The organism is Paenibacillus sp. TC-CSREp1 (genome assembly GCF_050171015.1).
Lineage (GTDB): Bacteria > Bacillota > Bacilli > Paenibacillales > Paenibacillaceae > Paenibacillus > Paenibacillus silvae.
In genome coordinates this window covers 21,187-35,801 of the sequence record NZ_JBNOKM010000009.1, presented here as the reverse complement: position 1 = coordinate 35,801, position 14,615 = coordinate 21,187, and the positions used below count along the sequence as shown (strand labels likewise).

The following is a 14,615-nucleotide window of genomic DNA, read 5'->3' as shown; positions in this document are numbered from 1 at the left end:
GTACCTCATACAAACAACAGCCTTTTCAATTTGTGCCCAGAAATCATCCTTATCTACCTTACCTAAATCATATTTGCTCAACGGTAAACATCCTCTCTAACTTTTCATCTATTGATCACAATATTGGGGTGAGGTAATTATATAATTTAAATCGCCCATTTTACATAACATAATAAATGCATTATGATTACTACGCTTAATAATTTAACGTCTTTTTATATAATACCTTAAATTTTAAGGAGGACATTCAAAGTGGATCAAATAGACAAGCAAATTCTCTTCTTTCTTCAAAATCAGGCAAGGATTTCAATGACGGAGCTGGGTAAATGTGTAGGGTTGTCTCAACCCGCTGTAACGGAGCGAGTCAGAAGAATGGAAGAAAAGGGAATTATTAAGGAGTATCGTACCATCATTTCTCCTGAAAAAATTGGGAAGGATTCAGCCGCTTACATGTTGTTTCAGACTAGAGACTGTCTGGCATTTCTTGATTTTGTCCATGCATCTCCTCATGTTGCCGAGTGCCACCGTATAAGCGGGGAACACAGTTATTTATTAAAAGTAGTAACCGAATCCACACGCACTCTTGAAGAGTTTGGAAACCAGTGCGATAAGTATGGAACATATACGATCCTGATTGTCATGTCTTCACCGATCAATCATAGAAATCTTATTCCTTCTCTTGAAGATGCACGGAAAGTTGACTAGTCCGAGGCAGGATCAGTTGCCATGAGCCTTTGCTTTACTCCATTTGTCGTACTGAACCTCTGAGCTGTCCCTATGAAATCTATAGAAAAAAACGCCATCACATGAGGTGATGGCGTTCTTTAGTTATGGGGCCTAGAGGATCAACCTAATTAATCTGATATGACTTACTTGAAAAAAACGAAGGCATGACTGATCGACGGTTTATTTTACAGGTTACTTTTTTAACAGGAGATACACAAAATAAGGCACGCCGATCAGGGATACCATAATGCCTGCGGGTATGCCGTCAGGGTCTACGAGGTTACGGCCGACCGTATCCGCAATTAACAGCAACCAGCCACCCAGCATAACGGCTACGGGAATAAATAGTCGATTGCGGGGACCAACCAGTGCCTTGGCAATATGTGGTGCCATCAAACCTACAAATGCAATGCCTCCTGTAACGGATACTGCAGATGCAGCCGCGGCAACTGCAATAACAATAAGAACAAGCCGCTCCTTCTCTATACGCAATCCCACGCCAATAGCGGTTTCTTCATTTAATCCAAGCAGATCCAGCATTGCAGTCTTGAACAGGGTCAGTGGGATCAACAGAATTACCCAGGGCAGCAATGCCCAGATGAACGGCCAGTCCGCACCCCAGATGTTTCCCGATATCCACTTAGCAATAAAATCCACCTTGGAGCGCTCAGCTGCTGAGATGATCACAATCATGATGCCCGACAATGCCATAGAGAAGCCGACACCCACCAACACCATTCGAATTGGATCAAGTCCATTGGTTCTGCTGTAAGAAAACAGATAGATGAGTCCGGCGGTCGCCAAAGCCCCGATGAATGCAGCCAGTGGCAGCATATAGACAAACGAGCCAACATCGATCGGGAAATACAGGAAAAATACCGCAACAGCGACACCCGCACCAGAGTTAATGCCGATGATACCTGGATCAGCCAAGTCATTGCGTGTAACACTTTGCAGAATGGAACCGGACAGCGCAAGTGCCATCCCTGACAGCAAAGTGATGATAATACGTGGCAAACGGACTGAAAACAGCACGAAGTCCTCTTTGAAAGTACCTTGTCCGAACAGGACGGGAATTAATCGGTCAAAAGACAGGGAGGAATATCCCCAGCTCATACCAACTGTAGCCGTGATGATGATCAGTAGCAAACATATGAGCAAAATCAGTCGTTGCTTGCGAATGCGTGCAGACAGGGTCATGAGAACGCCTTGCCTCCTTTACGCCGCACCACGAAGAGAAAAAACGGCAAGCCCAGCATGGCTGCAATGGCAACTACCGGCGTTTCGTAAGGTGCATTAATGGTACGGCCCAATGTTTCAACAAGCAGCATAAACGATGCTCCGGCCACGATAGACATTGGCAAAATCTGCCTATAATCGGTTCCAACCAATCTGCGAACCACATGAGGGATCATCAATCCGACAAACGCCATATTTCCAATCAACGCAACTGATGCGCCTGTGAGAAGAATGACCAGCAGAAACAGCATTGTTTTGATCAGCACCAGCTTCTGCCCCAAGCCCGTTGCAACCTCATCACTGAGACTAAGAATGTTCAACTGGTTGGACAGGAAAGGCATAACTGCAAGCCCGAGCAGAATGACCGGTCCGATCGCCTGCAGCTGACCCCAAGTCGTTCCGATCAATCCACCCGCGGTCCACATGGATACATCCTTGGAGACTTTGAAATAAATCGTGATACCATCCGAGATGGCATACATAAAAGCCGATACGGCAGCTCCCGCCAGCACAACACGCAAAGGGGACAGGCTCCCCCGGCGCATAGAGCCAAGAATGATAACAAGCGCAGCCCCGAGTGCAGCTCCGATAAAACAAGCTATCATGATGCCGAAATAACCAAGGGACGGCAAAAAAACAAAAGCGATGGCAAGTACCATATTGGCGCCGGAAGTCAAGCCAAGCAATCCGGGATCAGCCAGTGGATTGCGGGTAACCCCCTGCATGATCGCTCCCGAGACGGCGAGAGCTGCACCAATTAACATCGCTGCGATCTCCCGTGGAAGCCTGAGCTCACGCAAAATGAGGATATTGTCATCTTTGGTGGCCGAGGTTAGTGCTAACCACACATTGCGGAGCGTTGTCTCTTCCGCACCATACCGCATAGCCATCATGAAGCACAGCACAAGCACAAGTACACAGCACGCAAGCTTCAATGAAAATGGAATCGCAGATCGTTTATTTTCCATAGCGGCATTCAGTTACTTACCCAGGAAGTGCTGGATAAAGAATTCAAGCTGATACTCCATGCTGAGTGGATCATTGAAGTAAAATGCCTTGGCATCCGCTTCAAATACCTGATTGTTTTTCACCGCAGGAATGTTTTTGTACGTTTCAGTATTCTGGAACGAATTGTCCTCGTCTGCATTTTTGCTGAAAATGACATAGTCGCCCATGTAGTCCTTCAATACTTCATTGGATACCGCGAAAAAGCCGTCTTTTTTCGTTGCTTCCCTCACCTTCTCAGGCATGGCAAGACCGAATTGATCATACAGGATTTCCGTTCCACGTCCGAATTTTTCACCATAAACATAGAGCTGTTTATTAAAGGTTTCGATGACCGATACCGTTGCGTTGGCACCGATTTTCGCCTTGATCTCTTCCCCGACTTTTTTACTTCGAGCGTCAAAATCATCAACCCAGGCCTGTGCTTCTTTTTCTTTGTTTACAAGCTTGCCAATCTCCAGCTGTTGCTTGAGGAAGTCAACTTTGCCATAGGTATAGGTGACCGTAGGAGCAATTTGCTTGAGCTTGTCAATATTTTTGATGTCAGACATACCAATAATCAGGTCCGGGTTCAGCTCGATGATTTTCTCCAAGCTCTCGTCAGTCACCGCTTCTACATTTTCCAGTTTCCCCTTGAAATTCGGGTTCTCCTTGGACATTTCATCCACACCAACCAACGGTACATCCAGTGCCATCACATTTCCGGTGAGGAATCGAGTCAGGACTACGACACGCTGAGGATGGCTTGGAACCTCCACAGGTCCGCTTTCCGACTCATAGGTAAAGGTGCCTGAATCGGCATCAGCCGAATCCGAGCCCGTCTTTGACGTGGATACGCCAGCTGCAGCGTTTGTATCATTCGTATCTTTAGCTGCATTGCCTCCACAGGCACTAAGCAAAACAACCAGAACGAGTATAATGGGTGCAAAAAGCTTTTTCATAAAATGACTCTCTCCCTTTTTCCTTGAATATGAAAATCATTCTCATTACCATAGCTAATTATAGGCATGCAGGATAAACCTAACCATGCCTTTTTGTTTGAAAAAATACTTGTACTATTGCACGCCTGTCCATAATCGGAGCGCACGCTCCAACTGCAGACGAATTGAAATCGGATTGTACGGAACCCACTCGTCCTGATTAAGATGAATGATTCGATTATGCTGCACTGCGGCAAGTCCATTCCAGTGATCAGACTCCAATATGCGTTCCGAGTGAGCTGAAGAACCCTTTTCATCGGGAAAAACGATAACGATCATCCAGTCACTTTCATAATGTACAAGCTCGGACAACTGAATCGTTACGGAATGGAACTGATCCCCAAGCCGCTGTATTTCCTGGGCAATCCTCTCCGATGGGCGCAACCCGAGGGATTGATACATCACATACCCGACGTTTCTTGCTCCGTAAATTTGCAGCATATCCGGTTTAATGACCAGAATCGTCAACGTCTCATTCTCAAGCCCGCTCTTCTGAATCAATGCACGTGCATGCTGTTCCTCTCTATCGAATTCCGCCAGCCATCGCTCTGCCTTCTCACTCTGCTGAACCGCCTGCGCAATGAGACGCAAATGCTCTTTCCAACCAAGCTCCATCCACGGAATTTCAGCAATGGGTGCGACAAATCGCAGACTTTCAGCGCCTAATCCATTTAGAGCCAGATGCTGATTTGCAGCAATGACTAGCTCAATATCGGCATCGAGCAAAGCCAATTTCACTTGTTCAGGTGAACTGTCGGAATGAATAAATCGCATCGATTGAGTGGCATGCATACCCTCTGTGCTCGCATATTCGCTGCTTTCCGAGATGATAAGCGATGGCACCAAGCCAAGCAACATCACATGACTCGCATAAGGTGTATGCCATACTGCCACATGTTGAAATGGTCTGCGGCGTGTATATCCGGAAGGACTTTCGCCTGTCTGTTGTTTGAAGCGACGGCTGAGATAAAATTCATCTTTATATCCAACCTTCAATGCAATCTCCCGGAGCGAGTCCGCCCCCTTGATTAACAATTCTTTGGCCCGGTGAACACGCAGCCGTGATAGATATTCATTGGGAGAAAATCCGGTAAGCTGTTTAAACAGAATAGAATAGTGTGAACGGCTGACCCCGGCCATTTCAGAGAGCCCTTCAGTTGTTATTTTCTTATTAAAGTTTTTTTCCATATATGTAATGCTGCGTTCCATGGATGGCTGATCACTCGCACCATATCCGGCTTCCATATGCTCCAGCATATTCAGCAGAACCTGATGAAAAAGAATTTGATTCCTCAAATGCCTGCTTTCGTTGCCAGGCAAGCGATGAATATACAACTCTTCCAGCTGTGCTACGATCACAGGTTCATACGGAAATAGCTGCATAGATGGCTCCGAGGTTAAGACACTTGTCCGTCCCATCGTTCCTGTTGTCGATAACCTTGTTTGTTCCTGTGTGCTGATAGAGAGCGTGTATATATGGAGAGGATGCATCAGATCAGTCTGTATAAACGCATTGCTTTTGACTGGAATAAGGATTGCCATGCCTTCGGCAAGTTCGTACAGTCCATCGTTCAGATGAAGTGTACCTTTTCCACTGGAAACAGCCATCAGAACGGTCAAATTCACATCCAAACGATGGATCGGCATCGTTGATGTACAATATAAGGATTGAATGCGGTCTGCTGTATAAATTGGAAAAGTGGACTCTGCCCATTCCGTTTTGTTCATTTTCTGATCCTCCGTAACTGGTATGCCTGCAATCCTGAACTAAATTATCGTTTCTTCATTCCTCTTTCAAATTCGTACGTCTTCATTCGCAAATATAACATTGCTACGAAAGATAAAACAAACATTGACTGCTTAATATTTAAGTGATATATTAATTTTTGTATTCGTCTTGGGGCGTTAGTTCAGTGGGAGAACGCTTCGCTGGCAGCGAAGAGGTCAGGGGTTCGACCCCCCTACGCTCCATAATTTAAAGACCCTATTTCTATAGGGTCTTTTGTTTATTCATTTAAATATGTGATTTTTTTATTCCCCAATATTGAAGCCATTCTATTGTCTAATCCATTTACGTTTACTTAATTAATCCGCTATGTATTATTTCCAATAACTATTTTCATCAAAAACTTCTTCCAGGTATGGATAAACTGATAATCCCGTTTTTCATTAAGAGGTTTTCTTGCACCGAAATCATATGGAGAAGAACATTCATGATGCGGGCACATATCAAATATAACCCCGGATTGCTCTTCTCCTTTTCCCCACGATACTAGTCCTCCAGCTCTTCTTTGGACAGCAGCGATTTCAGCTCTTTCATAAACATGTTGATGTCTTTGAACTGGCGGTATACGGACGCAAAGCGTACATAAGCCACTTCATCCACGGGAAACAGCTGCTCCATTAACAGCTCTCCAATCTGGCGGCTCTCGACTTCAGCTTCGGCTGTATTGCGCAGTGACTTTTCCACTTCCGACACCATCATCTCCAGCGTCTCCACCGAGACAGGACGTTTCTCACAAGCACGAATCAGGCCACGCAAAATTTTGTCACGGCTGAACTCTTCCCTGCTGCCATCCTTTTTGATAACAATCAACGGTGTTTCTTCGATCATTTCGAAGGTAGTGAACCTTCTGGCACACTGCTCGCATTCGCGGCGGCGGCGGATGGATTTTGATTCATTGGCTGGTCTGGAATCCAGCACTTTCGTGCCCAGATAACCACAATAAGGACATTTCAAATTAGATCACTTCCCACGTTTTACTTTTTACCACATATTCCCTGATCCTGTTTTGTTATGAAAATCGTATTGGCGACACATAATACTTTTACCAACCGCGAGGAGGTGAACAGCAATGGCACAAAGCAACGGTAACTCCAACAACTTGGTAGTAACTAAAGCTTCCGCAGCTCTGGAGCAAATGAAATACGAAGTAGCTCAAGAACTCGGAATCAGCATCCCACAAGATGGATACCAAGGTAACATGACTTCTTACGAGAACGGTTCGATCGGTGGATACATCACGAAACGTCTGGTAACAATTGCAGAACAGCAATTGGCAGGTCAATACCAATAATATCTGCATCGTAATACGTTACAAAGAGGAGCATGGGGCGGCCGGTATATTACCGGTCTGCTCCGTGCTTCTGCTTATCCCATTTTCAGCAATCACATCAGAACGTATCGTAGATCTTCACATACTGATTATAATAGTAAATCACCCGTTGTACATAGTGGCGTGTCTCGCCAAAAGGAATATCCTTTACCGTTTCAAGTTTGCCATCCCATACACCATTTTTCAACCAGCTGCTGACTTTACCAGGTCCGGCATTATATGCCGCAATCATTACGATTTCGTTGCCATGAAACTGATCCGACAGATTACGCAAGTACCATGTGCCAAGTTGGATATTACGTTCAGGCTCATGTTTAAGCTCGTCCAGCGACGTATTCGGAATTTTGGCTTGTTCCAGAATCCAGTTAGCCGTATCCGGCATAAGCTGCATCAGCCCGATGGCGCCGCGTCTGGATTCCTTGCTTGTTTTGAAATTGGTCTCCACCTTGATAATCGAAGCGATCAGAAACGGGTCCACCTCATAGCTCTGGGATTGTGCCCGAATCTCTTCCTTATACTGGATCGGGTAGAACCACGCCATCCAATTGGTATTCAGAAATAATACAAGTACAAAGGAAATGAACATGATCAGCAGCACACGTTTTTTGCGTAATATCTTCATAGCAGACCCTTACGTGTTAAAAATGCTTGAAGCTGCTTCTCCGTCTGAGCCCATGAACCGCTGTTATCAATAACGATGTTCGCTCGCTCTTTTTTGAGTTCAATATCCATCTGTGCTGCAATACGTGCTTCGGCATCAGCCTGAGTCATCTGGTCACGGCTCATTAAACGTTCCAGCTGCACCTCTCTAGGCACATACACCACCATGATTTCCTCAAAGCCGTCCTCGAGGCCCGATTCATACAACAGTGGAATATCCGACACAATCAGCTTGTCCGGATGCTGCATTTCGTATGCAGCGGCTCTCTCACGCATCTCTTTCCGTATGGCTGGATGTGTGATAGCCTCAAGTGCTTTACGTTCCTCAGGATGCTGAAACACAATACTTCCCAGCTTTTTCCGATCCAGTGTTCCGTCCTCATTCAGTATGGCTTGTCCAAACCGCTGAACAGCGGCAGCCAAAACGGGATGCCCGGGCATCATCACTTCCCGGGCGATAACGTCTGCATCGATGAGCAGCGCTCCCTTACTGGCGAGATAGGCGGAAACACTGCTTTTGCCTGTTGCGATTCCGCCAGTTAAGCCTATATTCATCGTTTCACCTCATAACAGCTTCATTATCATGCTTTACAACAGCTGTTATCAACCTTATAACAGCTTGATCACACCCATAATCATTAACAGCAGAGCCGGCAGAATTGCAAGTTTCTGCATCCAGCGCTGCGCTGCAAATCGCAAACCTACCTTCATGCCAAGCGACAGCAAAGCTCCGCTGAACACCGCAATGACCAGTGCAGTCCACAGCGTAGGAAACCCGAGTAACGCCGCGCCAAGACCTGCTCCGAATGCATCCAGTGACAAGGCAATCCCCAGCCACATCGCTTCCTGTGTCGAGATACTGCCCGAATTATCCATATCGGCCTTGGACGGGCTGCGCAAAATCTGAATGACCACTCCGAGCTTGCGCAGCTCAAGTGTAAATACCATTCGTTCCACTAATCCATCGGTTGGTGAAGGCTGCATTTCCAGTGCCATCAATTGATGTCTGCCTTTGGAAAATGAAGATTGACCTCCATCTATCGTGCTGCTCTCCAGTAAGAGAGGCCCCTGTGTCACTTCATTCTCGGCTTCCTCTCGCTCCTTGCCACGACGGCGAATCAGCTGCAGGAGCGACCAGGCTCCAATCCCGATGAGAATAAATGCTCCCACAATGGACGCCACACCTGGTGACACGACATGTGATAATAACACCCCAACCTGCATAGACAGTGCGATAACCAATCCCGAACAAAGTGAAATAACAGCAATGGATAAGAGCGGAATCTTGGTCCTCCGAAGTCCATATGTAATTCCAACTCCAAAACCATCTAAACTCACCGCAAAAGCAAGCGCCAGTAATGAAATAAAATGATGCAGCACCCCGGATTCCTCCCCTGTGCGGTATGTGCCAACTGAAGATGCCAGTATGGGTATATGCCCGCTTATTTCTGCCATATCAGTATATGGAGGGAGGAATCCAAGGGTGCTATGATTTCATCATTTCGTTCATTCAGTTCAGGCCATAGATGGATCTGAGAGCGGTAACGGCTGACAATTCGGGCAAAAATGCGTTCCCCGACCGCCAACTACACTTTTTTCAATCAACGTGCCGCAGGTTACACAAGGCTCTGCTTTACGCCCGTAAATTTTCAGCTGATGCTGGAACATACCCATCTCGCCTTGTCCGTTTACATAGGATTTGATGGATGAGCCTCCAGCGTTCACGGCATCTTGCAACGTAGCCACAATGGCTTCATGCAGCACCTTTAGCTGAGCTTCGCTTAACGTCCTGGCAATCGTCTCGGGATGAATACCTGCGCGGAAGAGAGCCTCGTCCACATAAATATTCCCGATGCCTACAACATATGCCTGATTGAGCAGAACTGCTTTGATTTTGGTTGTACGTTTCCCTACTGCATCACGGAACGCTTCAACGGTAAATGCTTCATCAAGCGGCTCCAGCCCCAGCTTCATCAGTGGTTTGGATACCAGTTCTTCACCTGTATTGAACAGATGCATCGTTCCAAACTGACGCACATCCTTGTAACGCAATTCAGTGCCGTCGTTAAAGTGAAAGATCACATGAGTATGCTTCTCCACCTCTTCGTGCTGATTGTATACACCGTACCGTCCCTCCATCCGCAGATGGGAGACCAGCACAAGCCCGTCCAGCAAAATACGCAAAAATTTGCCCCGACGCTCTACGCCAATCACAGTGTGGCCCGCCAGTTCCAGTGCAAATGCATCTATATCGTCCGGCCGCTGAATAATCCGCGGCAAGCTAACGGTAACGTGATCAATGGTTTTGCCCACAATGAGCTGATTCAAAGTTCTTCTGACTGTTTCGACTTCCGGCAATTCCGGCATGATGTTCTCACCTCCCTTATATTATAACGGAAGATGAGGCTCAGCGGGACCCTTTCTTGTCTATTTCGCCTCGTACCAGTTCTGTCCAAAGCTAACCTCCGCTTTTAGCGGCACCGACAGCTTCAATGCTTTTTCCATCACCGAAGGCACAAGCTCCTTCATCAGCTCCAGTTCCTCTGGCGGTACTTCGAATACAAGCTCATCGTGTACCTGAAGCAGCATGCGGCTCTGAAGCTTGCGTTCACGCAGCGCCTCATCCATCTGCACCATCGCCAGCTTGATAATATCGGCAGCAGTGCCCTGAATCGGTGTATTCATCGCCGTACGCTCTGCGAAGGAACGCAGATTGAAGTTGCTTGCGTTGATTTCCGGCAGATAACGACGACGTTCCAGCATCGTTTTGACATATCCGTCCCGGCGTGCATCCTTCACAATGTCATCCATATATCGGCGTACACCCTGGAAAATTTCAAAATACTGATCAATAAACTGTGCCGCTTCCTTACGTGTAATGTGCAGATTCTGGGAAAGGCCGTAATCGCTGATGCCATACACGATGCCGAAGTTAACCGCCTTGGCGGAACGACGCATGTCGCTGTCCACATCCTCCGGCTTGACGCCGAATACATCGGAAGCTGTCTTGGTATGGATATCCATATCGTGTACAAAAGCTTCCTTGAGCCGCTCATCATCGGAAATGTGAGCCAGCACACGCAGCTCAATCTGGGAATAGTCTGCGGCGAGAATAGACCAGCCCGGCTCGGACGGTACAAATACCTTCCGAATTTTGCGTCCTTCCTCCATGCGAATCGGAATGTTCTGCAGGTTCGGGAACTGACTGCTGAGCCGTCCTGTCGCTGCTATTGTCTGCCGATAGAACGTATGCACCTTGCCATCCCGGTCCGATATCTCTTTCAGCAAACCTTCAACATACGTAGACTGCAGCTTGGCAAGCTGACGATATTGCAAAATATGCTGCACCACATCATTATACGGGGCCAGCTTCTCCAGCACCTCGGCATCTGTCGAGTAGCCGGTCTTTGTTTTTTTCACAACAGGCAGCCCCAGCTTGTCAAACAAAATCTCACCCAGCTGTCTCGGTGAATTCAGATTAAATTCTGTTCCAGACAGCTTGTAGATTTCAGCCATCAGCCTGCCAATCTGTTCTTCGAATTCACTGCCAAGTGCTTGCAGGTCCGCTGTATTGGCCTTGATTCCCTGCTTCTCCATATCCGCAAGAATGCGGGATAATGGCATTTCGAGCTCATGGAACAGCGACTTCATCTCATCGCTCTCCAGTGCCTGCTCCTGAAGCGGGATAATTGCAGCCAGCGCAGCCGCTTTCCGGCACAGGAAGTCGCTGAGCACATCCGCCTCCGGCACTTTGTACTTGGCGCCTTTGCCCATGACGGTGTCGTCTTCAACGAGTGATGGCAGTCCGTACTTGGACGTCAGGCCGCTAATCGTCTGATTCGACTCCGTTGGGTCAAGCAAATAAGCTGCAAGCTGCACATCAAAGGCCGCACCGGCGAATTCGATGCCATGCGCATGCAAAGCCAGATCCACCCGATGCAGATCATACCCGCGCTTCGGCTGATCGCTATTCGCAAGCCATTCCCGTACAGGTGCTGCCACATCGGACTGAAGCAGCTCAGGGGAAATGTACATATACTTCTCCCCTGAACCCACAGCAAGGCCAACCAGCTTGGCCTGATGGGGGTTATCACCATGCGTTTCAACATGAAGCACATCGATCGAACCCAGTGCATCAATCAGTTCAGCCAGGTTTTCCTCTGTTGCGATTGTGGATTCAACTTCAGCAGCGGGAACAGCTTCTTGCTCAGAGCTGACACTGCCGCTGAAGGACAAACGTTCCAGCAATGACTTAAACTCCAGCTTGGCCAAGGCAGGTCCTGCACTGGCCTCCTTGAGTCCATCAAATTGCATATCCTCCCACGTCTGCTCCAGCGGAACCTCACGGTGAATGGTCGCGAGCTGTTTGCTCATGCGAGCGTCCTCGGCGTGAGCTTCGATCTTTTCCTTCATCTTGCCCTTCAGCTCATCTGTACCGCTCAGCACCTCTTCCACCGATCCAAACTGATGCAGCAGCTTGAGCGCTGTTTTCTCCCCGACCCCTGGAATGCCCGGAATGTTATCGGAGGCGTCTCCCATCAAACCTTTCAGGTCAATAATTTGCAGCGGCGTTAATCCGTAACGTTCCTTAATCTGAGCGGGATCATACAGCTCAATCTCGGTAACCCCTTTACGCGTCAGCCCGATATGTACATGGTCGGAAGCGAGCTGCAGCATATCCTTGTCACCCGATACCACGAGCACCTGTCTGCCTGCATCGTCGGCGCGTTTGGTCAACGTTCCGATAATATCATCCGCCTCGTAACCAGCCAGTTCAAACTGCGCAATGCCGAGTCCTTGCAAGAGTTCTTTGAGCAAAGGGAACTGCTCTGACAGCTCCGGCGGTGTTTTTTCCCGTCCACCCTTGTACTCCTGATAACCCTCATGACGGAACGTCACTTTGCCCGCATCAAACGCCACCATCACATGTGTCGGCTTGTGCTCCTCAAGCAGCCTTAACAGCATCGTTGTGAAGCCATAGACCGCATTGGTATGCAGACCTTTCGAATTCGTCAGAGGAGGCATTGCAAAAAATGCCCGATAAATAATGCTATTGCCATCTATAAGAATCAACTTGTCCATTCCAGCACCTCACGTATCGTATGGTCGAACCTTTTTACCCAACCTTCTTTCATGATACCATACCTGCCACACACATCAAAAAAAGTTACACCTTTTCTCACCACATTTTTTGCGCAAAAAAGAACCTCCTTCCCTGTCAGCCTGTGCACAGGCCAGCCGGAAGAAAGTTCTTTTCATTTCGATCATGTTTTCGATCTATAGTGTTCATTATCGGTGGTGCAGCAGAACGCTGCCCCACTCGTATTTACTGATTCAAATCCGGGCGTTGACCTGTAACCAGATAGACGGTGCTCTCACCAATGTTAGTCGCATGGTCGCCAATCCGTTCAATGTATCGTCCAACCATAAGCAGCAGCATCGCCTGAGATGCCTGAGTCGGATGATCGGTCATTAACGTGTATAGATCTCGAATCATGTTGCTGTACAGCTGATCAACCTGATCATCGGTTTGAGCCATTTTATAGGCCAGATCCGTATTCTCCTTCAGATAAGACTCAATCGACTCCTCCACCATCGACTTCACGACTTCAGCCATACGTGGAATATCCACTAGCGGTTTGATCAATTCCTGACCTTCCATGCGAAGAGTTACCTTCGCCACATCTAGGGCCAGATCCCCCATCCGCTCCAGGTCGCTGGAGATTTTGAACGCCACGATAATGCGTCTCAGATCTTTGGCTACCGGCTGCTGTGTAATGATCAGCTTGGAGCCCAGCTCCATAATTTTGTCCTCAAGGGCATTCAGATTCGCATCATTTTTGATGATGACCTGGGCTTTCTCCGCATCCATCGTTTGTAAACTTTCAATTGCACCATCCAGTGCCTTTGCTACATGGTCACCCATTTGTTGAAGCAGAGTGCGCAGCTCTTCCAGCTCCTGATCAAATTCTTTTCTGCGAATCATAGGTTTCATGTCCTCCTTCTCAATCATCTCCGGGCAGGCCGGGGTCGTTCCTAATCAGCTCGCCTTAACCGAACCGGCCGGATATATAATCCTCGGTACGGGAATCTTGCGGTGTGGAGAATAACGTCTCCGTATCAGCTGCCTCCACCACTTCACCATTCAGGAAAAACACCGTTTTGCCTGATACTCTCGCTGCCTGATGCATGTTATGTGTAACCATAACGATCGTATATTTATGATGCAGCTCTTTCACCAATTCCTCAATTTTCAATGTGGATATCGGGTCCAGTGCCGATGTTGCCTCATCCATCAGCAGCACATCCGGCTGCACAGCCAGTGCGCGTGCAATACATAGACGCTGCTGTTGTCCACCAGACAAGCTCATCGCCGATTTCTTGAGCACATCCTTTACTTCATCCCATAGTGCCGCATGCACCAGACTTTGCTCGACCAGCTCATCCAGCTCCTTCTTTTGAGTTACACCGTGCAGACGTGGCCCGTAGGCTACATTATCATAGATTGATTTTGGAAAAGGATTCGGCTGCTGAAATACCATACCCACCCGCTTGCGCAGCGTTTCCACTTCGATCTCGTTACTGTAAATATCCGAACCGTTCAGCATAACTTGTCCTTCCACACGAACACCCGGAATCATATCATTCATCCGGTTTAATGTGCGGAGCAAGGTGGATTTACCGCAGCCTGATGGCCCGATAAACGCCGTGACCGTTTTCTCCGGCAGGTCCATCGATATATTTTTAAGCGCATGATGCGTGTCATAATATAAATTAAGTCCGTCAATGTGAATGAGGTCTTTCATGTATGTGTTCACTTCTCCTTCGCTCCAGGGATGGTCGTCAGCCCTTTACGTTGAGACCGGCGTTCATGTTCTTTATGAACCGG

14 protein-coding genes and 1 tRNA gene are annotated in these 14,615 nt (G+C 47.7%); 3 read left to right on the top strand and 12 right to left on the bottom strand.

Annotated elements, in window-relative coordinates; translation table 11 throughout:
* Nucleotides 1–252: 252 nt before the first annotated feature.
* Nucleotides 253–705 carry an Lrp/AsnC family transcriptional regulator gene (locus ACQSGY_RS14960; protein ID WP_427052468.1) on the top strand — a complete coding sequence of 151 codons (453 nt, stop codon included), beginning with the start codon at nt 253–255 and terminating at the stop codon, nt 703–705.
* Between the two features lie 213 nt (nt 706–918).
* On the opposite strand, the gene ACQSGY_RS14955 is transcribed toward ACQSGY_RS14960, so the two are convergent.
* The 4 genes from ACQSGY_RS14955 to ACQSGY_RS14940 form a co-directional block, all read right to left on the bottom strand.
* Entirely contained in the window at nt 919–1,926 is a 1,008-nt protein-coding gene (locus tag ACQSGY_RS14955; RefSeq protein ID WP_289374339.1) for a FecCD family ABC transporter permease, read from the bottom strand.
* A complete protein-coding gene (locus tag ACQSGY_RS14950; RefSeq protein ID WP_427052467.1) occupies nt 1,923–2,933 on the bottom strand; it encodes a FecCD family ABC transporter permease in 1,011 nt (336 codons plus the stop codon). The genes ACQSGY_RS14955 and ACQSGY_RS14950 overlap by 4 nt, the downstream gene beginning before the upstream one ends.
* A gap of 12 nt (nt 2,934–2,945) precedes the next feature.
* A complete protein-coding gene (locus ACQSGY_RS14945) occupies nt 2,946–3,911 on the bottom strand; it encodes an iron-hydroxamate ABC transporter substrate-binding protein (protein WP_289374343.1) in 966 nt (321 codons plus the stop codon).
* A 114-nt stretch (nt 3,912–4,025) separates the two neighbouring features.
* The gene (locus ACQSGY_RS14940) at nt 4,026–5,678 is read right to left on the bottom strand and encodes an AraC family transcriptional regulator (RefSeq protein ID WP_427052466.1); all 1,653 of its coding nucleotides are present in this window, start codon (nt 5,676–5,678) and stop codon (nt 4,026–4,028) included.
* 171 nt (nt 5,679–5,849) lie between these two features.
* Here ACQSGY_RS14940 and ACQSGY_RS14935 point away from each other — a divergent pair.
* Nucleotides 5,850–5,921, top strand: a tRNA-Ala gene (locus ACQSGY_RS14935).
* A gap of 301 nt (nt 5,922–6,222) precedes the next feature.
* Here ACQSGY_RS14935 and nrdR read toward each other — a convergent pair.
* Nucleotides 6,223–6,690 (bottom strand): transcriptional regulator NrdR, encoded by a 468-nt coding sequence (nrdR, locus tag ACQSGY_RS14930; RefSeq protein WP_111273799.1) that lies wholly within the window; start codon nt 6,688–6,690, stop codon nt 6,223–6,225.
* A gap of 115 nt (nt 6,691–6,805) precedes the next feature.
* Between nrdR and ACQSGY_RS14925 the strand changes: the two genes are divergently transcribed.
* On the top strand, nt 6,806–7,027 hold the full coding sequence (locus ACQSGY_RS14925) for an alpha/beta-type small acid-soluble spore protein (protein WP_017689472.1): 222 nt from the start codon (nt 6,806–6,808) through the stop codon (nt 7,025–7,027).
* A gap of 97 nt (nt 7,028–7,124) precedes the next feature.
* Here ACQSGY_RS14925 and ACQSGY_RS14920 read toward each other — a convergent pair whose 3' ends face one another.
* From ACQSGY_RS14920 to pstB, 7 genes are all read right to left on the bottom strand, one after another.
* Nucleotides 7,125–7,688: a lytic transglycosylase domain-containing protein gene (locus tag ACQSGY_RS14920; RefSeq protein ID WP_427052465.1), complete on the bottom strand. Its 564-nt coding sequence runs from the start codon at nt 7,686–7,688 to the stop codon at nt 7,125–7,127.
* Complete coding sequence (gene coaE, locus ACQSGY_RS14915) at nt 7,685–8,281, bottom strand: dephospho-CoA kinase (RefSeq protein WP_427052464.1); 597 nt, start codon at nt 8,279–8,281, stop codon at nt 7,685–7,687. The genes ACQSGY_RS14920 and coaE overlap by 4 nt, the downstream gene beginning before the upstream one ends.
* Nucleotides 8,282–8,335: 54 nt before the next feature.
* Nucleotides 8,336–9,106 (bottom strand): MntP/YtaF family protein, encoded by a 771-nt coding sequence (locus ACQSGY_RS14910; protein WP_427052632.1) that lies wholly within the window; start codon nt 9,104–9,106, stop codon nt 8,336–8,338.
* 135 nt (nt 9,107–9,241) lie between these two features.
* Nucleotides 9,242–10,093: a DNA-formamidopyrimidine glycosylase gene (gene mutM, locus ACQSGY_RS14905; protein WP_427052463.1), complete on the bottom strand. Its 852-nt coding sequence runs from the start codon at nt 10,091–10,093 to the stop codon at nt 9,242–9,244.
* 60 nt (nt 10,094–10,153) lie between these two features.
* On the bottom strand, nt 10,154–12,808 hold the full coding sequence (gene polA / locus ACQSGY_RS14900) for a DNA polymerase I (RefSeq protein ID WP_427052462.1): 2,655 nt from the start codon (nt 12,806–12,808) through the stop codon (nt 10,154–10,156).
* A gap of 244 nt (nt 12,809–13,052) precedes the next feature.
* Entirely contained in the window at nt 13,053–13,712 is a 660-nt protein-coding gene (gene phoU / locus ACQSGY_RS14895) for a phosphate signaling complex protein PhoU (RefSeq protein ID WP_427052461.1), read from the bottom strand.
* A gap of 64 nt (nt 13,713–13,776) precedes the next feature.
* On the bottom strand, nt 13,777–14,532 hold the full coding sequence (pstB, locus tag ACQSGY_RS14890) for a phosphate ABC transporter ATP-binding protein PstB (protein ID WP_184179626.1): 756 nt from the start codon (nt 14,530–14,532) through the stop codon (nt 13,777–13,779).
* Nucleotides 14,533–14,615: the final 83 nt, after the last annotated feature.